Origin of the sequence: Haloferax sp. DFSO60 (assembly GCF_046557615.1) — an archaeon.
Classification (GTDB): domain Archaea; phylum Halobacteriota; class Halobacteria; order Halobacteriales; family Haloferacaceae; genus Haloferax.
This window is the reverse complement of sequence record NZ_JBKIII010000001.1, coordinates 124,015-146,006: the sequence shown is the minus strand read 5'-3', so window position 1 is coordinate 146,006 and position 21,992 is coordinate 124,015. Positions and strand designations below refer to the sequence as shown.

21 protein-coding genes are annotated in these 21,992 nt (G+C 57.2%); 8 read left to right on the top strand and 13 right to left on the bottom strand.

Annotated elements, in window-relative coordinates:
* Positions 1-206 precede the first annotated feature (206 nt).
* The gene (locus tag ACK509_RS00710) at positions 207-1,328 is read left to right on the top strand and encodes a pyridoxal phosphate-dependent aminotransferase (protein ID WP_410764538.1); all 1,122 of its coding nucleotides are present in this window, start codon (positions 207-209) and stop codon (positions 1,326-1,328) included.
* A 28-nt stretch (positions 1,329-1,356) separates the two neighbouring features.
* Here the strand turns inward: ACK509_RS00710 and ACK509_RS00705 are convergent, their stop codons facing one another.
* Both ACK509_RS00705 and ACK509_RS00700 read right to left on the bottom strand, forming a co-directional pair.
* Positions 1,357-1,770: a DUF5367 family protein gene (locus ACK509_RS00705; RefSeq protein ID WP_410764537.1), complete on the bottom strand. Its 414-nt coding sequence runs from the start codon at positions 1,768-1,770 to the stop codon at positions 1,357-1,359.
* A gap of 59 nt (positions 1,771-1,829) precedes the next feature.
* Positions 1,830-2,624, bottom strand: a complete 795-nt coding sequence (locus ACK509_RS00700) for a helix-turn-helix transcriptional regulator (protein WP_410764536.1) — start codon at positions 2,622-2,624, stop codon at positions 1,830-1,832.
* A 167-nt stretch (positions 2,625-2,791) separates the two neighbouring features.
* Here ACK509_RS00700 and ACK509_RS00695 point away from each other — a divergent pair, with 167 nt between their 5' ends.
* Positions 2,792-3,301 carry a universal stress protein gene (locus tag ACK509_RS00695; protein WP_410764535.1) on the top strand — a complete coding sequence of 170 codons (510 nt, stop codon included), beginning with the start codon at positions 2,792-2,794 and terminating at the stop codon, positions 3,299-3,301.
* A 48-nt stretch (positions 3,302-3,349) separates the two neighbouring features.
* Here the strand turns inward: ACK509_RS00695 and ACK509_RS00690 are convergent, their stop codons facing one another.
* The 6 genes from ACK509_RS00690 to ACK509_RS00665 form a co-directional block, all read right to left on the bottom strand.
* Complete coding sequence (locus ACK509_RS00690) at positions 3,350-3,556, bottom strand: hypothetical protein (protein WP_410764534.1); 207 nt, start codon at positions 3,554-3,556, stop codon at positions 3,350-3,352.
* Positions 3,556-3,846, bottom strand: coding sequence for a HalOD1 output domain-containing protein (locus tag ACK509_RS00685; protein WP_410764533.1), 291 nt, complete (start codon positions 3,844-3,846; stop codon positions 3,556-3,558). Before ACK509_RS00685 ends, ACK509_RS00690 begins: the two co-directional genes overlap by 1 nt.
* 76 nt (positions 3,847-3,922) lie before the next feature.
* Complete coding sequence (locus ACK509_RS00680; protein ID WP_410764531.1) at positions 3,923-8,410, bottom strand: PAS domain-containing protein; 4,488 nt, start codon at positions 8,408-8,410, stop codon at positions 3,923-3,925.
* A gap of 530 nt (positions 8,411-8,940) precedes the next feature.
* Positions 8,941-10,116 carry a redox-regulated ATPase YchF gene (locus ACK509_RS00675; protein ID WP_410764530.1) on the bottom strand — a complete coding sequence of 392 codons (1,176 nt, stop codon included), beginning with the start codon at positions 10,114-10,116 and terminating at the stop codon, positions 8,941-8,943.
* Between the two features lie 66 nt (positions 10,117-10,182).
* A complete protein-coding gene (locus ACK509_RS00670) occupies positions 10,183-11,073 on the bottom strand; it encodes a DUF4349 domain-containing protein (RefSeq protein ID WP_410764528.1) in 891 nt (296 codons plus the stop codon).
* A 58-nt stretch (positions 11,074-11,131) separates the two neighbouring features.
* A complete protein-coding gene (locus tag ACK509_RS00665; RefSeq protein ID WP_410764527.1) occupies positions 11,132-11,983 on the bottom strand; it encodes a polymer-forming cytoskeletal protein in 852 nt (283 codons plus the stop codon).
* 117 nt (positions 11,984-12,100) lie between these two features.
* On the opposite strand from ACK509_RS00665, the gene ACK509_RS00660 reads away from it, so the two are divergent.
* Positions 12,101-12,304, top strand: coding sequence for a DUF5800 family protein (locus ACK509_RS00660; RefSeq protein WP_410764526.1), 204 nt, complete (start codon positions 12,101-12,103; stop codon positions 12,302-12,304).
* A 38-nt stretch (positions 12,305-12,342) separates the two neighbouring features.
* Entirely contained in the window at positions 12,343-12,996 is a 654-nt protein-coding gene (locus ACK509_RS00655; RefSeq protein ID WP_410764525.1) for a hypothetical protein, read from the top strand.
* 24 nt (positions 12,997-13,020) lie between these two features.
* On the opposite strand, the gene ACK509_RS00650 is transcribed toward ACK509_RS00655, so the two are convergent.
* The 4 genes from ACK509_RS00650 to ACK509_RS00635 form a co-directional block, all read right to left on the bottom strand.
* On the bottom strand, positions 13,021-14,160 hold the full coding sequence (locus tag ACK509_RS00650; RefSeq protein WP_410764524.1) for a DUF3179 domain-containing protein: 1,140 nt from the start codon (positions 14,158-14,160) through the stop codon (positions 13,021-13,023).
* A gap of 77 nt (positions 14,161-14,237) precedes the next feature.
* Positions 14,238-14,924 carry a dolichyl-phosphate hexose transferase gene (locus ACK509_RS00645; RefSeq protein WP_410764523.1) on the bottom strand — a complete coding sequence of 229 codons (687 nt, stop codon included), beginning with the start codon at positions 14,922-14,924 and terminating at the stop codon, positions 14,238-14,240.
* Positions 14,925-14,986: 62 nt separating this feature from the next.
* Positions 14,987-15,325, bottom strand: a complete 339-nt coding sequence (locus ACK509_RS00640) for a hypothetical protein (RefSeq protein WP_410764522.1) — start codon at positions 15,323-15,325, stop codon at positions 14,987-14,989.
* 63 nt (positions 15,326-15,388) lie between these two features.
* Complete coding sequence (locus ACK509_RS00635; RefSeq protein ID WP_410764520.1) at positions 15,389-16,141, bottom strand: ribonuclease H-like domain-containing protein; 753 nt, start codon at positions 16,139-16,141, stop codon at positions 15,389-15,391.
* 90 nt (positions 16,142-16,231) lie between these two features.
* Between ACK509_RS00635 and ACK509_RS00630 the strand changes: the two genes are divergently transcribed.
* The gene (locus ACK509_RS00630; protein ID WP_410764519.1) at positions 16,232-16,936 is read left to right on the top strand and encodes an SOS response-associated peptidase; all 705 of its coding nucleotides are present in this window, start codon (positions 16,232-16,234) and stop codon (positions 16,934-16,936) included.
* A gap of 18 nt (positions 16,937-16,954) precedes the next feature.
* Here ACK509_RS00630 and ACK509_RS00625 read toward each other — a convergent pair whose 3' ends face one another.
* Positions 16,955-18,136 (bottom strand): tryptophan--tRNA ligase, encoded by a 1,182-nt coding sequence (locus ACK509_RS00625; protein WP_410764518.1) that lies wholly within the window; start codon positions 18,134-18,136, stop codon positions 16,955-16,957.
* Between the two features lie 1,578 nt (positions 18,137-19,714).
* Between ACK509_RS00625 and ACK509_RS00620 the strand changes: the two genes are divergently transcribed.
* The 3 genes from ACK509_RS00620 (at position 19,715) to ACK509_RS00610 (ending at position 21,986) form a co-directional block, all read left to right on the top strand.
* On the top strand, positions 19,715-20,161 hold the full coding sequence (locus ACK509_RS00620; protein WP_410764517.1) for a DUF5805 domain-containing protein: 447 nt from the start codon (positions 19,715-19,717) through the stop codon (positions 20,159-20,161).
* Positions 20,151-21,200 (top strand): tyrosine-type recombinase/integrase, encoded by a 1,050-nt coding sequence (locus ACK509_RS00615; RefSeq protein ID WP_410764516.1) that lies wholly within the window; start codon positions 20,151-20,153, stop codon positions 21,198-21,200. The genes ACK509_RS00620 and ACK509_RS00615 overlap by 11 nt, the downstream gene beginning before the upstream one ends.
* Positions 21,201-21,374: 174 nt before the next feature.
* Entirely contained in the window at positions 21,375-21,986 is a 612-nt protein-coding gene (locus ACK509_RS00610; RefSeq protein WP_410764515.1) for an ArsR/SmtB family transcription factor, read from the top strand.
* Positions 21,987-21,992 lie beyond the last annotated feature (6 nt).

The following is a 21,992-nucleotide window of genomic DNA, read 5'->3' as shown; positions in this document are numbered from 1 at the left end:
TGGGCGGCGAATCAGTCACCGCAATACTTGCACAGGCGGTGAAATAGCTCTTCTCGGAGACTGTACGTATTGATTACCAGAATATGACCCATCACAGATAGCGGAAATTATGACTGGTAATCGAGTGCTGAATCGTCAGTGGAGCAACTGTTCTCGCAAAATCGTGCGTGGGAAGAACTATCCCGAATGGCGACTCCGAGTAAAATATGACGCATTTCTCCGAACGGGTCGAGCGGATTTCCATCAGCGGTATTCGCAAGGTGTTCGAGGCGGCGAGCGAAGACGCCATCAACCTCGGACTCGGCCAACCGGACTTTCCGGCACCCGACCACGCGCGACAGGCCGCTATCGACGCCATCGAGTCGGGCGAAGCGGACGGATACACGGTGAACAAGGGCATCCTCAGTCTCCGCGAAGCTATCGCGGAAAAACACCAGCGTGACCAGGGAATCGACCTCTCGCCCGACGACATAATCGCTACCGCAGGCGGGAGCGAAGCACTTCACATCGCTATCGAGGCCCACGTCAACCAAGGCGACGAAGTCATCATTCCCGACCCTGGATTCGTCTCCTACGACGCTCTGACGAAACTCGCCGGGGGCGAACCCGTTCCCGTTCCCCTCCGCGACGACCTGACGCTCGACCCTGCCGCCGTCGAAGAAGCAATCACCGAGGACACGGCAGTCTTTATCGTCAACAGTCCCGGTAACCCGACCGGCGCAGTCTCTCCGCAGGAAGACATCGAGGAGTTCGCTCGCATCGCGGACGAACACGACATCCTCTGTATCTCCGACGAAGTCTACGAGTACACCGTCTTCGACGGCGACCACTACTCTCCAATCGAGTACGCCGAAACCGACAACGTCGTCGTCGTCAATTCGGCATCCAAACTCTTCTCGATGACTGGGTGGCGTCTCGGCTGGGTCTACGGGTCGTCCCGCCGCGTCGAGCGCATGGTTCGCGTCCATCAGTACGCGCAAGCCTGTGCATCTGCACCTGCACAGTTCGCCGCAGAAGCCGCGCTCACCGGCCCACAAGAGCGCATCGACGAGATGACCGACACCTTCCGCGAGCGCCGTGACCTCATCGTCGAGGGACTCGAAGATATCGGCCTGACCGTCCCGACGCCGAAAGGCGCATTCTACGCGATGCCCGAAGTCCCCGAAGGCTTCGTCGACGAGTGTATCGAACGCGGCGTCATCATCGTCCCCGGTGAAGCCTTCGGTGAACACGGCAACGGCTACGCTCGTCTGTCGTACGCGACGGACACCGACTCGCTGAAAGAAGCAATCGAAATCATGCGCGAGGCCTACGACGCCGTCGTCTGAAGAACAGGACTCGACTTTCTCGTTCGACTTATCCAGTTACGAATCCCGCAACCAACACTGTCGCGTATGCGAGCAAGAGCAACCCACCGAAGAGCGTCCCGGCGGTCGGTTCCATGTTCGGATAGACGACCGAAAACAGCGCCGTCGAGAGGGCGTCGATAATCATCCCCGGAACGACGAGTATCGCCGCGGCCTCGCGGCGCGCGCCACCAGTGTGACCACGCCATCGAAAGATAGCGACTGCTAACAGCCACATCGCCGGAATCGTGACGACGAACACCCCGGCGACGACGAGCGGTTGGGCCGGGTCGAGGACGAGTTGCCCGACGATTCGAAAGATGAGTCCCGCGATGAGAGCGACCGCGAGGCCGACACCGATGAGAAACCGCGACTCAGGAAAGGAGAGTCGAGGTGGTGTCAGCGAAGGTGACTCGATTGCCATAGCCACCATACGGTGGCCACCAGTATCATGTTACCTGCGAGACGTATTCCAGAATCGGGTTACGAGTCGAACACCGATGGGTCGATAGCGCGACCATCGTCCCAATACGATTCCACAGTTTGCATCGCTTGAGAGCGAACGTCGTCGTCGTCGGACTCTAAGAGTGCCCGCAAGATGCCGTCCTCGTCTCTGAGGAAGAAGTAGACCGTCTCGTCGGCGACGCCCATTGCGAAGGGAATCGGTTCGTCGGTGACGCGAAAGTCGGCAGCATCGGCACCGACCAGTTGCTCGAATCGTGTCCACGAGGTGTCGTCGCCGCGAACCATCTCGATTGTCTCCGGCGCGATGACCGCGCGAAACGACTGTGACCCCTCGACTGCCGCTTCGGAGAGCGTTTCGAGCATCTCGTAGTTGATGACGTACGAGACGATGCACTGGGTCTCAGCACGCGCGGAGAGGTCGAGTGCGCGCTTGAGCGGCCCGCTCGGGTCCGTTCGGGTTGGCCGCGTGATTCGTGCGTCGTCGAACCGACGAAGGTCCATATCGAGTTGGTCGGTCGGAAGCCATTCGGCGATTCCTCGCAGGCGCGTCTCGGTTTCGACGATAGAGATGAGGTCGGTAAAGCCGTCGGCGACGAGTTCACCGAGCGGTGTCGCCTCGTACTGGGACCCGCCTTTTTCGACCCACTGCCGCTCCTCGAAGTCACTCAAGATTCGCGCGAGCGTCGGTTGCGACGCCGCAGTCTTGGACTGCAAGTCGCGGCGAGAGTGTGGCTCGTCTGCGAGCGCCTCCAGCACACGAATCCGATTTGGCGAACGCGCGAGGAACTCGATTTCTTCGAGGGGTTCCGCCATGGCCGTACTTTTCCTAGCGGGCAGATAGTCTTTGAGGTGTTTTGTCAGAATTATTCATAGAGTGAATACTATTCACTCGTTGAAACCGGCGCACGATGTGATAGTTAGACACTGTTCGAATTATTTTCTGGACAGATATATACTATCCTGGCCATTGAGAGAAAATAATGGCAACTTCGTTTACGCAGACGGGAGATTCAACCACGGTTTCGACGACGACCGTCGCCAGCAGCCCGGCAGCGGAGACTGACAGTCCCTTCGACCGGGTTTTGCTGGCAGTTGGCGAAGAGGTGGACGAACACGTCGTCGAGGCAGGCGTTTCGCTGGCGGCCGCTCACGGCGTGCCTATCGATGTGCTGTCCATCGTCGAGATGAACTCGTCTATCGACCACTGGGATATGGTCGTCGAACAGCGCGAGTCCGAGGCCTCGTCCTCACTCGAAGCAGTCGAGACGATGGCAGACGACGCAGACGTCCGCGTCACGAAGCAACTCCGGTACGGGACTCCTGCCGAAGAGATTTCACTGTACGCCGAACACAACGACACCGACCTCATCGTCGTCGGCGAACCGAACCGCTCGGGGATTCGGAGGTTTTTCTCACCACAGAGCGTCGCCGATGGCGTAACTCAATCGGCGTCGGTTCCCGTGCTGACAGTTCCAGCACCATCCGAATAACGAATTTTCTCCCGTCTCCGTGAGAAAGGGCGAGAGCGTACGCGGCAATTACGATTCAGACTGGTTCATGGAAGTCCATTGGTCGAGACAGTCGTCGTCACAGAACGTGTACAAGATAACTGACTCTTCTTCGAGTTCCGTCACGATGGGAAACCACTGCGACGTGTCGATGTGTGAACCACAGTTCGTACAGCGTGTCGAAGTATCTACTTTGGGACCGCCGTCGTCCGGGCCGTTTCGATAGCTTTCGACCATTATGTCTGTTCAGTACAATGGGTGATCTCGACGTGTGCATCGCCGTCCTCGACAGTTACTTTGACCTCACAATCAGTCAGTTGAAACCGAACCGTCCCGCCTGGTCGGACAGACGAATCCAGTGTCGGCGCAAACAACATATCGAGTGCCTCTGGGTCGATTGCGTTGTACAATGGAGTGACTGATAGCGGGTCGGCGTCCCGCTTCGCTGCGAGTGCCTCGACGACAGCCTCACTGATTCTTGATGCCCGGGTTGTATGTGACGGCCTATTTTTCACAGGGGGAGTCATTCTCACTGGAAGATGGTGAAAACAGTGAAAAACAATTTAGCCTCAACTGGTTGGGAATCCAGTCACGCGACACTCACTATCTAGACTCTCCTGGCGATTCGTCGATGAGCATCCTGAGAAGCGTCCGTTCTCCTGCTCTGAGGTGGTAATTGAACGTTGGTTGGGTAATCGAGAGCAGCGACGCCACGTCTTGCCCATTTGTCGTTCGTGGAGAGTCGAAGTATCCAGCGAAGTACGCCGTTTCGAGGACCTCCAACTGCCGTGGCGTGATGGCCGATTTAAACGCCTCTGCGAACGACGCTTTCGTCTGTGGCGCGCGCTCGCGGTCACGTCGTGCTGTCAACTCGATATCGTTGAATCGTGGCCGAAGTGACTGGATAAACCCTCCGACGTCCGTGAGGTGCGGGAGTTCGACTATCGCAAGGGTTTCGTCCGGTGTGGACTCGACCGTCCGTGGAACCGCACCTCGGTCGGCGAGGACCGTAACGAACATCGAAGACGACGAGAGCATCTCGAAGGTGCCGCCGTCGTCCTGTTCGGAAATCACGCGAATGGATTCGATATCTGTACTCTCTTCGCCTCCAGCGACGATATCGTCCGCGCTGACGCCAGTCGCGGTGAAGAAGATACGTTGGTGTTCCGCGCCGTGGACGAGCCCATCGAATCGAATCGTCGCTCCCGTTCGCGTTGCGAGTCGTGCGAGGGGGTCGTTCGACCGTTTGGTGCGCAAGGCGAGTTCGACGACGCGGTCCGAGAGGAATCCGCGTTTCGTCTCGACGGAGTTGATAGCGTAGGCAATCGTCCCGCCGAGGTCTTCGATAACCGATCGGCTCATTCGGTCAAATGCGTCGTTGCCGGTCGCATAAACGGTCAAGACACCGTAGATTCGACCGTCGTAGACGAGTGGGACACTCATGACCGACTGATAGCCACTGGCGAGAGCCTCTTTTCGCCACGGTTCGTCTCGAATCCGGTCGGCAACTGACGAGATAACCACCGGTTCGAGTGTCTTCGCCGCAATCGTCGCGGGTTCGGTATCGTCGGCAAGCGTTTCGATAGCAGGGAGATAGCCACGCTCGGTCCCTGCCCACCGAGTCGGCGTAACCGTCCCACTATCGACCGTGCCGAACCACGCAAACGCGAATCGGTCGGGTTCGACGAAGCGTTGGCAGATGCCCTGTTCGATTTCGGTGCGGCCTTCGGCCATCACGAGGACGTGTTCGATGTTCCGCAGTTGCTCGTTGAGTTCGTGGAGGCGCTCGAGTCGCATGGCCTGCTCTTTGAGAACCGCTTCACGGTCGAGTAACGACTCCTCGCGTTCGACACGGTCCAGCGTTGCTTCGGCGGTCGTCGCGAGCAACTCGACCAATTCGACGATATCGTCGGGGTCTTGCTGCTGGTCGGCACTCTCGGCGACGAACAACCCGTGTGGGCCAAGTGGGATGCAAATTTCGTTCTCAGCGTTTTCGTCGCTCACGTCCACGGCGAAGAACTGTTTCCAGTACGACGAGTCAGGCCCGTAACTCACAGTATCTCCGTCAGTTGTCTGCGCAGAAGACGTACTGGCGGGTTTGAGACTATTCGACTGTTTGTCGAAGAGGAGAACCCTGACAGGGCTGAGGTCGAGTACATCAGTCGCGGTCTCGACGACGACGTTCGCAACTTCGGCTTTCGTCTCGGCGGTGAGGAACTGCCGACTCGAGCGGTGGAGTCCAGTGAGTGTCTGTTCGTACTGGAACCGGTCTGTGATATCGACAGAAAGTGTGATGACGTGCAGAAGAGTGCCATCATCGTCGAATATCGGTTCGAGCCACGTCTCGAAGTAGAAGTCGTCGTAGCTGAATATCGTATGGACGTGTTCACCGGCGAGTGCAGACTCTACCTGTTCGACGATGTCGGGGAAGTCGGCGTACACTTCGTACACAGACTGCCCCACGATACCACCTGGCTCTCGTCCAATGAGCGCGAGCCCTCGACCCTCGGAGAGTCTGTGTACGCCGTCAGCATCGATCATCGATTGAACGACAGGTGCGTTCTCGACGACACTCCGAAGTCGTATTTCGCTGTCTCGAAGCGCTTGTTCGCTCTGTATTCGGTCGGTGACATCGACCGAAAGGCCGATGATCTGTGTGAGCGAGCCATCGTCGTCGAACGTCGGTTCGAGCCACGTCTCGAAGTACAACTCGTCGAAATTGATGGTTGTATGTACACGCTCGCCGGAGAGGACACTCTCGATCTGTTCGAGGATATCTGGATAGTCGGCATACATATCGAACAGCGAAGAGCCAACTGCCTCACCTGGTTTTCGACCAAGCAATTCGAGCCCTCGACCCTCAGAGAGGGTGACAACTCCATCTGCATCGAACACCGTTTGCACGACAGGGGCGTTCTCGACGACACTTCGGAGACGCATTTCGCTGTCTCGAAGCGCTTGTTCGCGCGCTCGGCGTTCGGTGACATCTGTCGTGACACCAAGCATACTGACCGGTTCTCCTGTCTCGTCTGTGTAGAGTCGTGCACGAGACTCCGCCCATCGAATCTCGCCACTGGGTCGGATGAACCGGAATTCGACGATGTACGGCTTCGAATTGGATATCGAGTCAGTGATTTGTTGTTCGAGACCAGCCACATCATCGGGGTGAACTAATTCAATGAAATCGTCGAATGCTTCGCCGAACTCACCCGGTTCCAGACCAAAGACTTCGCTCGTTTTCCCATCCCAGACGACCCTCTCTTCGAGAATGTCCCACTCCCAGATGCCGGTGTTCGCGCCGTCCAGTGCGAGTTCGAGTCGAGTTTTCGTCTCTTCGAGTTCCTGTTCGTACTTCTTTCGCTCTGTGACGTTCGACGAATACACCGAGAGACCGGATTCGGAGGGATACAACGCTATTCCGTTCCAAACGTCTATCTCGTCGTGATAGATTTCGAACGTGGTGGGTTGCTGTGTCTCGAATGCGCGTTCGTATTCCGCTATCATCTCTTCTTTGAACACTTCCGGAAAGAGTTCGAGTATATTCTTCCCGAGAACCTCGTCTGCTGTGCGTCCAGTTCGCTGTTCCATCGCGGCGTTCCAGAAGACGACGCGCCACTCGTTGTCGAGAGCGTAGAATCCGTCGGTAATTCTGTCGAACATCTCGTCGAGCTCGGATTTGAGCAGTTTCTGCTCAGTCACATTTCGAACGTAGAACGTAATTCCTGATTCAGAGGGGTAGGCTCGAGTCTCGAACCAGAGGCCATCGACCAGCGAAAGTTCGAGCGATTCTGCAGACTCACGTGTCTCCATCGCTCGTTTCGCCATTGCACTGAACTCAGACTCTCTCGCTTCTGGGAATACGTCCCAGATGACCTCTCCAATGAGGTCTTCTCTGCTGCGGCCAGCGAACGCGAGCGCCGCCTCGTTAGCGAAGGCAAACTGCCAGTCGTTATCGACGCCCCACACCATATCTGACACCCTGTCGAGGACACGGTTCTTTTCGTCGTACTCTGCTTCGAGCGACACCTGTGTGGTGATGTCTCTCGCGTAGACGGTGACGCCGCTTTCAGAGGGATAGATAGTCGATTCGAACCACCGTTCGAGGTGAGGGGCGTACTCTCGGAGCGTCTGCAACTCTTGGGTTTCGAGCGCCGCGTGTGCTTTCTCGTAGAGTTCGCTCTCTTTTGCATCAGGAAACACGTCCCAAATCTGTTCACCGAGAAGTTGCATCTGCGGCGAGAAATGGTCTGGACTGAGTCGAGCCATCCGTCGCGTCACACGGTTTGCATAGGTGAATCGCCACTCTTCATCGAGCGAATAGATACTGTCGTCAACCCGGTCGAGGGCAACGTCGCGCTCTCGTTTCGTCTCCGTCGTCTCTGCTTCTAACTGCTTTCGCTGCGTCAGGTCGTGGACCACGCACACGGTACCAGTGTAGTCGTCGTCGATAGGTGACGACGAAACCAACACTTCGACTGGCATCGGAGCCTCTCGAATCTCGACAGTCGTCTCGAATCGGTGTGTCTCACCGTGGTCAAGCCCATCACGCGCTGTCATGGTCTGTTCGGCAATCTCCTCACCCAACACCAGCGACACACGTTTGTCGATGAGTGTCTCCGGTTCGGAGCCAACCATTCGGGCGAATGCATCGTTCACCAAAACGAGCGAGTTGGTCTCATCGAGAATGCAGACTCCATCCTGCATCGTCTTCGTAATCGTCTCGAATCGTTCGAGGTCTTCCCCCCGACGAACCTCTTCAGAGACGTTTCGTGAGTAGACGGTCACACTGTCTTCGGTCGGGTACACTCGTGTCTCGAACCACACGTCGAGTGGTTCGTAGTGTTCTCTGAACTCGACCGGTTCTTGGGCAGCGAGTGCTTGTGGGACTTCTGTGACGAGTTGCGATTCAGCGGCTCTCGGCGACGTGTCCCAGAAAATCTCGCCGACGAGTTCTCCGTCGTAGCCGAGCGTGCGACAGTTGTCGAGTGCGACATCGTTTGCGTAGACGACGCGAGCGTCCGTATCGAGAACCAGAACGGAGTCGCTAACGCGGTCGAGTGTCACCAACTCGTCGATGCCGGCATTTACCACACTGCCGCGCCGTCTGTTGTCTTCTCCACCAAAATTCTCAGTCGGCATACGTATTCACTTACAGACGTGTGGCGCTCAGCGGTATTGATGTGTGCTGTTGTCACTCTAGACTGTTAGTCTCCAAAACTGTCGAAACCTCACCTTTGAGTAACAGCCCATTTACCGATTCCAGTGGTGTCCGTATGTGTGGGATGAGCAACTAGCCGGATGTGGCTGTTTGGTATCCAATCACCGAGTCAGCATCAACCACCTGCTCAATTGGATGCACGCAGGAACGACTTGTTCAGGCCCACACATCGACTCAGAGGCACTCCAACCACTTTCGACTGGCACACACCGAGTCCTGTCGGAGGCACGCTGAACTATTCGGGCGGTTCAGCGATTCACACATTTTCGCGGAATTCGACCACTTCAGATGAGAGTCCTCACAACAGGTTTTGTATAGCAATATTTGGTTTATAAGTTCGAATTCAAACAGAGCTGGTCGTGCGTGAGCGATTCTCTCAGTGGGAAAAGCAGCCGAACCGGTGCTATTTCGCGGTCGAGACGATTTTCACGACGTCGCCTTCGCTGAGTTCGTGGTCTTCTGCGATTCGGCGCTTCGCTCTCGCATCGACAGCGTGGAGATAGCCATCGCCGATGTCGGAGTGAACAGCGTAGGCCAAATCGCGGGGTGTCGAGCCACGAGGGAGCAAAAAGGCGTCCGGAAGTACGTTTCCAGTCCCGTCGGTCCACTTCGACTCGTTCTGTACCGGATAGACGGTGATGTGGTCCAACAAGTCGTAGACCGCAGTGTTGAGCGCAGTCTGGATGCCGGTCCCTTCGAACTCGTCCATCAGTCCGCGAATTCGCTCCAAGCCCTTCTCTTGGGCACCGCTTACATCGCCCGTTATCTCGAAGTCGTCGTCGCCCGAGTGGTACGAGATAACTCCGGCATCCGCCGCCCGACGAAGCGCGAGTTCGCCGTCGGCAGTAGCCGAGATGACTGGCTTTCCGGTCGCTTCGAGACGTTCGAGGTTCTCGTCGGGTGCGATGTCCATCTTGTTGGCGACGAGGATGATTGGTTTCGTCCGCTGGCGAATCGCACGGGCGAGTGTCAATCGGTCGTCGTCCGTCCACTCCTGTGGGTTCGCGGAATACTCCAGTTGGCGAAGGACGACAGCGATATCGTATTCGCTCGCACCAACTCCCGTCAAGAGGTCAGAAAGCGCGTCGTCGAGGTCGAAATCCGGGGAGCGCGACTTTCGAATCACCGACTCCCAGTTGCGGTCGATGATGCCCGCAAGCCAGCGTTCGAGTTCGTCTTCGATGAAATCGACTTCTTCTACCGGGTCGAACGACCCAACTTCGACGGGTTCACCCTCGGCGTTGGTCCCGCCGGAGGCATCTACGACGTTGATGATGGCGTCGGCGTTCGTCAACTCGTCGAGAAACTGATTTCCCAGGCCTCGCCCTTCGTGTGCGCCGGGAACTAACCCCGCCACGTCCACGAGTTCGACGGCGACGTAACGAACACCACCTTCGCAGTTTTCACATCGCTCGTCGCGGTCGAGACACGGGCATCGGGTTCGAACGTAGGAGATACCGCGATTCGCGTCGATGGTCGTAAAGGGATAGTTGGCAACGTCGACGTCCGCGAGCGTCGCCGCCGTGTAGAACGTGGATTTACCGGCGTTCGGCTTACCGGCGAGTGCGAGAGAGAGCATAGCTTGACAGACGATTCGAAGGCGGAAAAACGCTCGCCGCGACGGAGAGAAAAAGTGCGACGCCGTTCAGGTGCGCAATCGACGGAGGGCGCGACGGCCAACGAAGACCACGCCACTGCCGAACAGTGCGAATAGGCCGCCGAAGACGACGAGATACGGCAAGGCGTAGGCGAGTGCGACGACGAGTGCGCGGAGGGTCACAAACACGCCGTCGATAGATTCGAGGAACGCCTGCAAGACGGGCACGTCGTACCACTGTGCCGGTCCGGGTGGTTGCTCAGAGAGGTGAACGCGAACGGTCGAGAGTGCGACACGGCTTTCGAGCGACGCCTGTTGGGCTTCGAGACGCTCGATTTCGGTCTGGACCTCCGTCAATCGCGCTTCGACTGCGAGGACGTCTTCGGTCGTATTCGCGTTCTCGTAGAGTTCGCGGAGGCGGTCACGCTGGACCCGAAGGTTGCTCAGACGCGCTTCGATATCGACCAACTGGTCGGTCACGTCTTGGGAGTTCGTCTCCACGTGTTCGACTTCGCCAACTTCCTTCATATCGGACATGAACGCTTCGAAATCCTCAGACGGAACGCGAACGGTGAGGGTTCCAGACCGGTAGGTACCGCCACTGCGTCGGTTGACGTTCTCGTTCGAGTCGCTGATGTATCCGCCGTAGGAGGAGGCAGTCGATTCGACATCAGTTTGTGACTGTGAGAAGTTCTCGACCGTCAAGTCGATAAAGCCGTTTTTGATGACCGCTCGTTGCTGTACTTGGAGGGAATCGACGCGCTCTTCTTCTGCATCGCCTCCGCTACCCGTCTCGACAGACACCGAGGTACCGTCATCGAAATCGGCGCTCTCTGCTCCCCCGCTTTGGGCGCTCCCACCGTCACCCGCACCGGCACCGGCACACCCGGCGAGAAGCACCATGAGGGCGACGAAAATAAGTTTCAATCGTTTGTCCATACATTCCTCTCTCCAAGTAAGAGATTAACCCTTGGGGAGACGCAAAAATCGATTTTCGTTATTCCTGAGTCCGCGAGAGATTCGAGCGATGGATGCGCATCTCGCCGCGAGCGCGCATCGTGCCGTCCACGAGCGCATCTTCGTCGAAGACGAGGTCTTTACACGACACGTCGCCGAGGACTCGCGCGCCGCGTTTGATGTGAACTTCGCCGTTTCGCGTCGTCACGTCGCCGTGAATCCGGGTTCCGGGGCCGACGACGATGTCGTCGCGGGCGCGGAGACTCCCGAAGACGTTGTTATCCTCGCCGAGGTCGATGCTCCGTGCGCGAACGTTCCCGTGAATCCGGCACTCGTCGCCGATAGTCGCAGGTGTCGAAACGCGCCACGAGTCGTCCGAGACGGTTGCGTTTCGCGGGATGACGAGCGGGTCGTGGGGAGATTCGCCCGACAGCGATTCTGCAAGGTCGTCTGCAGCATCCTGTTCGCCGAGACGAAGGAGCTGCGAGAGGACGATAAAGTAGAACACCAGTGTCGGAACAGGGTTCCGAATGACGATCCAGCCGTTGGCTTCGAAGCCTTCGGCGATATCCACGTCGTCACCGATATCGAGGTCGCCAGAGACCATGAGACGGCCGCCGATGCGGACGCGCTCACCGAGGTAGGCGTCTTCGCCGACGAGGACGTTTCCGGCCACGTCGTCGAGTAAGTCGAGTCGGCAGTCGCCCTCTGCTTCGATATCGCCGCCGAAGGTGACGCGCTCACCGGCGATGACGCTCCGACCGCGGACGCCAAATTCGACGGTGCTTTGTCCGCCGATTATAACATCTCCATCGGTCACGAGGTCGTGTTCTTCGACCGTCGTCCCGTCAGGGATTTCGAGCGTTTCGAGGGGGTCCGTGCCGAGTGACACGCTCCGAACCAATACGCGGGCACTAATAAACGGTCCGCAAGACACATGTCACACATGCACAGAGTTGAGTCGGGGCGACGACGTGAGTTTAAATACTCGGAGGAACGAGAGTGAGATATGACGGTTCTTTCTTTTGACGATGCAGGCGTCGATGTCGTGTACGAGGGTACCGAATTCCGTCTCGAAAAGAAACTCATCGAAGAGGCCACTGGCAAGGCCTACCCAGACGTGACGGACCACGAGGTGCTGAAAATCGTCGAGAAGAACCCCTCGCTCGGGGGAGAAGCTCGACGAATCAAAGACATTCTGAAGTCCTCGTAAGCCGAGCCTTCATAACAAATCGAATAAATGTTCGCGTAGTGACTGAGATAACGCACGTTCTTCTTACGGCGAGTACTGAGCACGAGGCAGACCAAGTTGTTCGAGCGTACGCCGTAGACGCGATTGAGAGACTTCCTCAACACGACGCTTGTGAAGGAGTCTCCTTTGCGTTCGACGACCATCCACAAACAGGAGAATCGAGCGTCGTTGCACTCGTTCTTCATGGAAATGCTGACCAGATTGTTGAGATTGAGCGAGACCGATGGGATTCACTAGTTGAGTGCGGCCGTATCGAATCGTGGGAGCAAGTTGCCGTTATCGACCTCGACGAAGCACGAGACGAGATGGGTACGGAGTACGTCGAACTGTCAACGACAGTTTCGGAACTCTCGGCGAAGATGAGCAAACACATCTACGAGACCTTTGAGACACATCTGAATGCAGTCGAGACCCTCCAAGAGACGGACGGCGACTTGCCACCTATCGGTTGGTGGTCGGTACTCCACCACCTCACGAACCAGCAGCACTACTCACTCGAAGAGGAATTACTGGCATACGAATACGGTATCGAGCATACACTTCGAAATATCGCCGAGTACGAGGGTCCAAACGAAGCAGAAGAACGGCTCCAAGATCACATCTCAACACTCGGTGCGAAGCAAGCCGAGATTCGTGACGGCCGGTTGGATTGACCGAGAGCAACTGGAGACGATAGCTCACTCCCCGTAAATCTCTGTCTCCGGATTGAAATCAGCCCACGCGAACCAGAACATCTGTGAGCGGTCGTTCGCACGCGCGAGTGTGACTCCTTCGTGAGCGCCATCGAGTGCCCGCCCGGTGAGTAAATCCCAGTTCGACCCGCCGCCGACCAATCGAGACTCGTCTCGTTCGAACTCGATATCTTCGCCATCGACGCGTCGTACGTAGGCGACGAGCGACCCGTCGGCAGATGCCGCGACGACGACCGGAAGGTCACCAACTCGGTCGTTGACGACACTTTCGTTCGAAACTGTATCGAGTGGGTACGCCCGTGCAACGCCATCGACCGAGATTCCGATGACAGACGTTTTCGGATGGAGTCGCTCGTCCACGTCGTCGTTGAATCCGATACCAATCGAACTCGATTGCTGATAGCTGGTGTAGGGATTGACTTCGTATCGCCGAGTCTGTCGCCCACGAATCGTGCCCGAGACTGGCGGCGGGACGAGAACTTCGGTATCTGGGTGTGAATCCTTCCACTCGCCCCACGTCGAGAGAGTCGCAGGTAAGAGCGACAGTCGGTCTCCGGTGCGTTCACCCCGGATTGCCGTGGCGAGAACCTGACTCCACAGTGAGTTCGTCCGGTCGTCGTACATCACGAGGTCGGACATCCACAGCAATCCAGAAACGCCGAAATAGACGGTATTGCCCGCGACGACTCTGTCGGCGACGACGGCACTGCCACAGAGCGGACAATACGTGACGACGACGGGACGGCCGTCGAAGGTGTCGTTGACGATTTCGTGCCAGTTCAGGACAGCGAGTGGGTACGCTCTGGCAATACCATCGAGTTCGACACCGACGACTTCGAACGAGTCTTCGAGTTCGACCGCAACCTCGTCGAATCCGGTCCAGTCGGTCGAAAAGGAAGGGGATGTAATCGCAGGAATCGCGTCTTTTGGGGCACCGCGTCGAAGTTCGTCTTCGGGGATTGGAAGGTCGAACGCACCCGCACGTGCGACCGATTCGTCGCCGGTCTTGCCGGTCGAACCGCCACCATTCGCCGTATTCTCTCCGGCGACTGGCGGGTCGCTCCCGAGGCACCCAGCGAGACCAGCGAGACACCCGCACGAGGCGAGAAAATGACGGCGGTGCATACAGAGAATTCGAGAGAATCACGCATGAATCGCGTGCAGTATGGTGACTCTATGCACGACCGCGAAAGTGACTGAACTTACCGGCGGGCACGCTCTTGGAGACAGACTTTGACGATGGACTTTGCAATCGCCGCGCCGCCGCTGAAGGGGTCGAGCTTCGTCTCACCGGCGCGTTCACGGTAGGGAATAGGAACCTCGGCGATTTTGTACCCGCGCATCGCGGGGCGAAGCAGAAGTTCTGCCGAGAGACCGGTATTTTCGGTCCACTCGATGTCGTGAAGAAGGTCACGGCGATAGGCACGCATGCCAGTCGTCGTATCGTGGACCGTCGCCCCCATCAGGAAACTCGCCAGTTTTGCAAAGCCGATATTGCCCCAGCGATTGAGCGTCGGCATCGTCTCGGCACCGGGCGAGATTCGGTCACCTGAGACAACGTCGTAGCCTTCGTTGAGGAGTTCGAGAAATCTCGGGAGGAACTCCATCGGGTAGGTATCGTCGCAGTCGGTCGTGACGACGACGGGGCGGTCGGGCGTCAAAACAGCCTCTTTGACCGCGACACCGTAGCCCTGTGGCTCTTGTTCGATGACGCGAGCGCCCATCTTTCGGGCGATTTCGGGTGTTCGGTCGTCAGAACCATCGACGCAAACGACTTCGGCACGGCCGTCGGTGATGCGGTCGATATCGGCGATGACCGAACCGATCGCTTGCTCTTCGTTGTAGGTCCCCATCACGACCGAGAGGTCGTCAAAGGTGTAAGCACTCATTAGGCGCGGTTATCGGCGATTACTCTTGAGCGTTTAGGTTTGCCAAAAACAAGAGAGAAACGTTAGCTCAACCCACGCGTGTCGGGGTCGTCTTCGAGTTGCTTGGCCTCCTGAATGAGAAATTCCATGAGCCCTTTCGCAGATGCTTCGACGTCGTCGAGCGAATCAGTCGATTGGCCGCTGACACGAACCGAAAGTTGGTACAAGTCGAGTTCGACGTGCGGAACCGTCTCGTCGCCGTTTGCGTCGGTATCCTCGTTCGCATCTCCACCGTCGGTCGCTTGATTGACTGCTGCGTCCTCGCCATCGACTGCCTCGACGTCCGCACCTGCAGCATCCGACGATTGTGCCGCGCCCGAAGTGGACGAAGCGGCGTCGTCGGACGCAGAATGAGTCCCCATGTGCGCCGCGATGGAGTGAAACAGCAAAAAGGCGGTGGTCCGCACTAAGTAGTTCAGTTTGAGTTAGAGGTCGGTTCCGAGGTCGCCCCACGCGCGGCGGTGCAGGCGGTCTGTCACCGTCTCCATGAGTCGCTGGAGGTTCACCGTGTCCTCGCGGTTGTAGGAAACCAGGGTTTCGAGCGACGATTCGTCGCCGCGTTCGTACTCTCGCCACAGACGAACCGCGTCACGCCCGGAGATATCTGGTCGGTCGCGTTCGATGCCGATGTCTTTCTCGATTTGCTTGAGTCCGCCGCTCAAATCAAGCGACTTGCACGGGTACATGAGGTCGATGTGCGGAATGTCGAGAGAGAGGTCGAACGACGTTTCGAGGAATGGCACGTCGAATCGCGCACCGTTGAACGTCGAGATGAGTGTCGCGTCCGCGAACTGCTCGCGGAGGGCGTCTGCAGTCAAGGTATCGCCGCGAACGAGCGTCGTCGTCTCGCCGTCTTGGTAGAACGAGACCGTCGTCACCTTGTCGCGGTCGGGCGAGAGGCCGGTAGTCTCGATGTCGAAAAAGCAGGTCTCGTCGCGGAAGTTTTCGTACAGACGCCAGCGCTCATTCGACGGAAACGACTCGCCGAAAAAGTGTGCATCACCGTCGTCGAGGTGGGTCTGTGCTTCGGCGATGTAGGATTCGATTCGGTCGCCGGTCTTCGCGCCGACGTGTCGAGGGTCGAACTCATCCCAGTGTGTCACCCCTGCTTTCCAGAGGTTTCGTTCCGTCCGCGCACCCACACCACGGACAGGGATGAAACTGTTCTCGATTCGCATATACCAGAACGCGGTCACGGCAGACCCTAAATCCGTCGCAGTCGGGCCACCTCGCGGGCGTTTATTGCCACCGAGAACCAATGTTGAGACATGTGTGGTCGCTATTCGTTGTTTACCTCTACCGGTGAACTCCGCGAACGGTTCGACGCCGAGACAACCCGCCCGATAGAGGCGCGATACAACTGCGCGCCAGGACAACACCTCCCCGTCATCACGAGCGCCGAGCCCAACAAATTCCAGTTCATGAAGTGGGGACTCGTTCCCCCGTGGTCGAACGACGCGAAAGTCGGGAGTAAACTCATCAACGCCCGCGCGGAGACGGTGCGGGAAAAGCGAAGTTTTGCAGACGCCTACGAATCGCGTCGCTGTCTGGTTCCCGCAGACGGGTTCTACGAGTGGGCCAAAGCAGGGAGTGGAAAACAACCGTATCGCGTCGCCTTCGAAGACGACCGTCCCTTCGCGATAGCAGGGTTGTGGGAGCGCTGGACACCGAGTACCAAACAGACAGGACTCAGCGAATTCGACGGTGGGAATCCCGCCCGTGAGGCGAAACCGCTGGAGACGTTTACCGTCATCACCACCGAACCGAACGACCTCATCTCAGAACTCCACAACCGAATGGCAGTCATCCTCGCGCCCGACGAGGAAGAGACGTGGCTCCACGGCGACGCCGACGACGCCCGGTCACTCCTCGATACGTATCCCGACGACGGGTTGACCGCCTATCCGGTTTCGACGCGGGTGAACAGTCCAGCGAACGACGCGCCGGACCTCGTCGAACCGGTGCATATCTAAGCGAAAGTTGGGCCGGACCTACTGCTGAACGAGCGCGTCGTCCGGGTACCCTACTCGTTTCCGTGCGGCCCGTCGCTCAGTCTGTGTCAACCGATACGGTTCGAGTTCGGCTTCGAGCGGGCCAAGTTGCTCTCGGCGTGCGTGGTGTGTGTCGAGGAAGTCGGCGATTTTCTCTGCCGCAATCTCTTTGAGTTCGCCACTCAGAAGTTCCCCGTCTCGGTACTCGCGTGCCAATCGTTCGACGCGCTCGTCGCTCTCCTCGAAGAAGTAGTACAGAAAGAGGTAGGAGACGTCGATTTCCGGATTTCCACCTTGTTCGCGATGTGCATCGAGACTGGTCTGGCCACCCGAGAAGGCGTGGGTTCGAATCTTCTCGAAGACTGTCTCGCGGTCGTCTGAGAGGAGAATGCTCGGTGCGTCGGCGGACGAACTCATCTTGCCCGGCCCAGCGAGACTGGGGAGGAATTTCGAGAGGAGAGCGCCGGGTTTGTTCACGTCGTACCGCTGTTTGGCCGCGATATCGCGGCAGACGCGAACGTGAGGGTCTTGGTCTACGGCAATCGGGACGAGCGTCGGGTGACGGCCCTCGACGAGTTGTGGGAGAAGGAGGTGGGTCGCCTGAACAGCGGGGTAGAACGAGAGGCCGATGTTCTCCGGTTCTCCGTACGTCGCGTCCACGGTGGATTGAGTCACCTCCTTCCCAAAGGCAGTTGCGAGCGGGTACACCACGTCGGCGTCCGCGGTGTCGATAACGATTCGAGTCTTTTCGGGGTCGAAGCCGACCGCAAGCACGTCCAAGAGGTTCTCGCGAGTGTAGTCGCTAACCTCCGCGATGGGCTTGTCTTTGAGGAAGTACTTCTCGTCGTCAGAGAACGGGATATAGACGAGTGCGTCGGTCTGGTCTTGGAGGTATTTTGCGAAGTAGAACGGGAAGACGTGGCCGATGTGCATCGGTCCCGATGGACCACGACCCGTGACGATAGAGTGTCGCAGTCCGTCGTTTGCGGCGTCGAGGAATGGGTCTACGTCCCGCTCTGCGTAGAACACGTCACGGCGAACGAGCGGGTGAGTAGGGGTGGGAAAGCGTGCTTTCTGTTCGGGCGTTAGGGCGTCGGCCCCGAACGTTTCGAGGAGTCGGTCGTAGTCGATGTCGCCTTCGACGGCGTAGGGTGTTACAGTGAAATCGTCTGCTGTTGGCATGGGTGTCGTTGATGGGGGTTGTCACTCGGAGGTCGGTGCAATCAGGAAAGCGAGTGAGCAACGCGGCAGAATCTGCGGGTGAGGCCCGTCACATTCTGAGCGCGAGACTGTCCACTTCCCGAGACACATGCCAACGCCAGCAAATGTGGAAAGTGGACTCCATACTGATTCAGACGGGCGTTCGCTATTTGTAGGTTCTGTTCACCTCGGTTACTTCCACCGCCACGTTGCAGTCCCTACGCATAACTCGCTCCAGGGGAAGACAGCGTCAACTCGAGGTAGCAACTATCGACTCTGACGGTCTCAGAACCACAAAATAAATTCGCTGCGTTAACCACATTCAATATAGCGACATGCAATATACAAGTCGCTGTTGCGACGAGAACAAAAACCGAAATTCTAGCGTTAGAGTAGTCATCGAGTCTGTTTTCAGCATTTAAGCAGAGATTTCTGGAGAAACCAACTCCAGAGATGAGCGCAGCGTCGAAGGCTCGATCACAGTAGTTGGAAAACCAGGTCGAGAAAAGGAGACCACCCTTTCGTCGGCAAAACCACAGGGATAGAGAGTGAGAGAACGGGCCTTCTGGAACTTGTTGTAGTGGTAGGTTCCCCAGCTGAGGTAAACTCGATAGTCCACGATTCGATACAGCAACGACAACTGCTGTTCGTGAGCAGACCCGTAGAAATCGAGATGCACAACAGGCGGCCGGAGGGGGAACCAAGCCCCAGAATGTGTATTGCTTCGCACTTCGAGGGGAGGCCGCTGAGGGCGCGCCTGAGCGCCTCTGAGCAGGGTTCGAAATACCCGCGCTGGGGCGGTGTTTTGAGTCAGATATTCCGAACCAACAGAGACCAAAATAGCGAATGAAGATTCGGCACGGTAGCACAAGTGCTGTGCAATACCGACGACAAAAATTAGCGAGAGGTTGGTTCACTCAACGATGGGTTCTGTCGAGAATACCGAGGTATTTTTTCAAGAGATTACATTCAGCATCATCCAATCTACTCTATGGAATCAATTTGATTAATTCAGCGTCGTTTATTCTAATTGAACAAGAAAATTTTACTGGATATAGTGGGCGAGAATTCGCATCGAAGCCAGACTATATTCCGCCACCTAAGAAGACGAATACATCTGCGATTATTTCGGCCAGTTTAGTACAGAATAGATTCGAGCCGAGAACTACATCACTCTCCCAAATAGTAATCATTCATACCTAAAATGAATGGAATAACGAACCCCGTGGAAGCCATTGTTGGGGCTGTTACTCCAAGGGTAATAGCCATGTAAATGACCATCTGATTACTGAGGTTGATTCCAAAAGTGAGAAGTATATGAGGCAAATGTGTCTTTTCGAAAACAACATAATTTCCAAATCTGCTCGAATCGCCACTATTCGGCACCGAGAGCGGCCAAATATATATTCTGAATTGTGCTATCAAATCTCCGATTTCACGACTGCATGTTTCCGAATAACTACCGAATTAGCATCTAAATCTGATTGTACATCTTCGTATAAGGTCACTTATCCCAAACAGTGCCAGTAGATTGAATATCGCCCCCCTTGATGCTCGACCATGAGCGACGAGGGCGACCGAACCGTGGTCCAGACCTACGTTCCCTCCTATCAGAAGGCACGTTGGAAGGAACACGCCGACCAATTGGGGATGAGCCAGAGTGAATTTGTCAGAACTATGGTACAGGCTGGTCGGAGCGAATTTACCATCCCTTCGAAGGGCGATGATGGGGCCGCAACTCCGGGGGTTGATGGGGGTGAAACAGGCCTCCAGAATGGCCGTTCAAATCAAGAAGAGAATGGGAGAAATAATGGCGAGCTTTCGTTTCGGGTTATCGACGCACTCGAAGACGAGCCTCACCTCTCGTGGGACGCCCTCGTCTCGGCGCTCACAGACGACATCGAAGACCGCCTCGAATCGACACTCCAAGAGCTGCAGTCGTCGGGGAGAGTTGTGTACAGTGGTCGCCATGGTGGGTACACCTTAGTCGGGGAAGATGGCCGCTGAACAACCCGCAGATATCGAGGATTCTGTAGGGTATTTTCTACAGGATATGACCTACCACGGGAAGTCAGACCGAACGCGGAGCGCCTACGAGCGAGTGCTTCGAGCGTTCGAATCGTTCGTCGAGAACCCCTCACAGAACCCCGCAGGGACGGCCAAATCCGTCGATGAAGCGGGCCACCGCGACTGTATGGCGTGGATTCACACCCTCCGAAACCGGGACGTTTCGTCCAGTACGATTGCGACCTACGCCTCCTATCTCCACCGGTTCTACGCCTACATGGCCCAAGTCGGCGCGTTCGACTCCAATCCGATGGCGCTCGTGATGGAAGAGATGGACGAGAAGATCGACTCCAACCCCGCACGGAGGGAGATTTCAGTCGCGCAAATGCGGGAGTTCGCCCGGCAGATACACCATCCACTGGACCACGCACTCGTTATCGCACTTCTCAAAACGGGGATGCGTGTCGGCGAACTGTGCAACCTCGACCTTCGTGACGTGTCGCTGAGCGAAGACCGAGCCCTCACTGGCGTTTCGAACAGACCGGCGCTGGATGGCCGCGGGCCGTCGATTTACGTCGATTCCGAGCCAAGCGTCGGGAGTATTTCCAACGGCGAGCAGCGAACCGCCTCGAACAAGCGAAAACGCTCGACGGTGGTTCCGGTAGACGACGAATTAGAGACTGTATTGCTCCGTTGGCTGGCGATTCGACCGGATACGACCTCTCCAGCGGACCCGCTCTTCGTCGGCACCGCATCCGGGTGGGGAGAGCGCCTCACCCCCGACGCTGTCCATCACATCGTGACTGGACACGCCGAATCAGCAGGCTGGTATCGTGCTGGTGGCGATAGAGAAGAGAACGTCACCCCGCACTACTTCCGGCACTTCTTCACGACTCACCTTCGGGACCGAACCGGTGACCGTGGTATCGTCAAGTATCTCCGTGGCGACGTCGGTGGCGACATCATCGACACCTATACCCACAATTGGGGGGATAGAGTGCGTGAAACCTACGAATCCAACATTTATTCGCTCATCTGAGACACGAAACCTGTGTTCGATGTCCAATCCATAAACTGAGTGTCGCTATATCCAATCAGTCGGCAGTGGCAAACGCTGAGCTTCCAGATTTACTGATTGCCTCAGAGAGACTCAAAGTCGTCTTTGACCCTTGCGCAGGTCTTTAGTGACTCAGACAGTAGTTCGCGCGAAGCCGTGAGTTCACTGCTCCCGTTGAAGCCAATTGCAGAATCGGTCGACGAACGCGCCCTCGACCCGCATCTCGTCGCGCTCGACGAGGCAGAGGCGGATACGCTCGTCGCAGTCTTATCCTCAGCAACAGCGAGGCAGTTGCTCTCCTCAGTCTACGACACGCCGCGTCCTGCGTCCGAATTAGCCGACGAACTAGAGACGACGCTCCAAACAGTTGGCTACCATATCGACCGGCTCACTGACGCGGGCCTTATCGAAGAAGTCACAACGTGGGTATCAGCGCAAGGCCGGGAGATGGCGGTCTACGGGCCGACGAGTTCGGCGGTCGTTCTCTTCGTCGGGGCCGAAGAAACGCAGTCGGGCCTCGAATCCGGGCTTCGAACGCTCCTCGGAGGGGTCGGGTTCGCTGCGATTGGAAGCGTCCTCGTCCAAGCACTGTGGACGAGGCGTGCGCCTCAGCCTGCGCAGTGGACAGCACCTCGGACAGTCGAACCCATCTGGCAGTCGCTCGTTTCGGGGTATCTCAACGGGCCGGGGTTGCTCGTCCTCGGTGTCGGTGTCGCACTGACGATAGCTCTCACGGCGGCCGTCGTATGGACTCAAAGAGCTGTCTGACTCTCA

Coding starts and splice junctions, on each gene's coding strand:
- ACK509_RS00710 (WP_410764538.1), top strand. CDS start 207: ATGACGCATTTCTCCGAACGGGTCGAGCGGATTTCCATCAGCGGTATT.
- ACK509_RS00705 (WP_410764537.1), bottom strand. CDS start 1,770: ATGGCAATCGAGTCACCTTCGCTGACACCACCTCGACTCTCCTTTCCT.
- ACK509_RS00700 (WP_410764536.1), bottom strand. CDS start 2,624: ATGGCGGAACCCCTCGAAGAAATCGAGTTCCTCGCGCGTTCGCCAAAT.
- ACK509_RS00695 (WP_410764535.1), top strand. CDS start 2,792: ATGGCAACTTCGTTTACGCAGACGGGAGATTCAACCACGGTTTCGACG.
- ACK509_RS00690 (WP_410764534.1), bottom strand. CDS start 3,556: ATGGTCGAAAGCTATCGAAACGGCCCGGACGACGGCGGTCCCAAAGTA.
- ACK509_RS00685 (WP_410764533.1), bottom strand. CDS start 3,846: ATGACTCCCCCTGTGAAAAATAGGCCGTCACATACAACCCGGGCATCA.
- ACK509_RS00675 (WP_410764530.1), bottom strand. CDS start 10,116: ATGCTCTCTCTCGCACTCGCCGGTAAGCCGAACGCCGGTAAATCCACG.
- ACK509_RS00670 (WP_410764528.1), bottom strand. CDS start 11,073: ATGGACAAACGATTGAAACTTATTTTCGTCGCCCTCATGGTGCTTCTC.
- ACK509_RS00660 (WP_410764526.1), top strand. CDS start 12,101: ATGACGGTTCTTTCTTTTGACGATGCAGGCGTCGATGTCGTGTACGAG.
- ACK509_RS00650 (WP_410764524.1), bottom strand. CDS start 14,160: ATGCACCGCCGTCATTTTCTCGCCTCGTGCGGGTGTCTCGCTGGTCTC.
- ACK509_RS00645 (WP_410764523.1), bottom strand. CDS start 14,924: ATGAGTGCTTACACCTTTGACGACCTCTCGGTCGTGATGGGGACCTAC.
- ACK509_RS00640 (WP_410764522.1), bottom strand. CDS start 15,325: ATGGGGACTCATTCTGCGTCCGACGACGCCGCTTCGTCCACTTCGGGC.
- ACK509_RS00635 (WP_410764520.1), bottom strand. CDS start 16,141: ATGCGAATCGAGAACAGTTTCATCCCTGTCCGTGGTGTGGGTGCGCGG.
- ACK509_RS00630 (WP_410764519.1), top strand. CDS start 16,232: ATGTGTGGTCGCTATTCGTTGTTTACCTCTACCGGTGAACTCCGCGAA.
- ACK509_RS00625 (WP_410764518.1), bottom strand. CDS start 18,136: ATGCCAACAGCAGACGATTTCACTGTAACACCCTACGCCGTCGAAGGC.
- ACK509_RS00620 (WP_410764517.1), top strand. CDS start 19,715: ATGAGCGACGAGGGCGACCGAACCGTGGTCCAGACCTACGTTCCCTCC.
- ACK509_RS00615 (WP_410764516.1), top strand. CDS start 20,151: ATGGCCGCTGAACAACCCGCAGATATCGAGGATTCTGTAGGGTATTTT.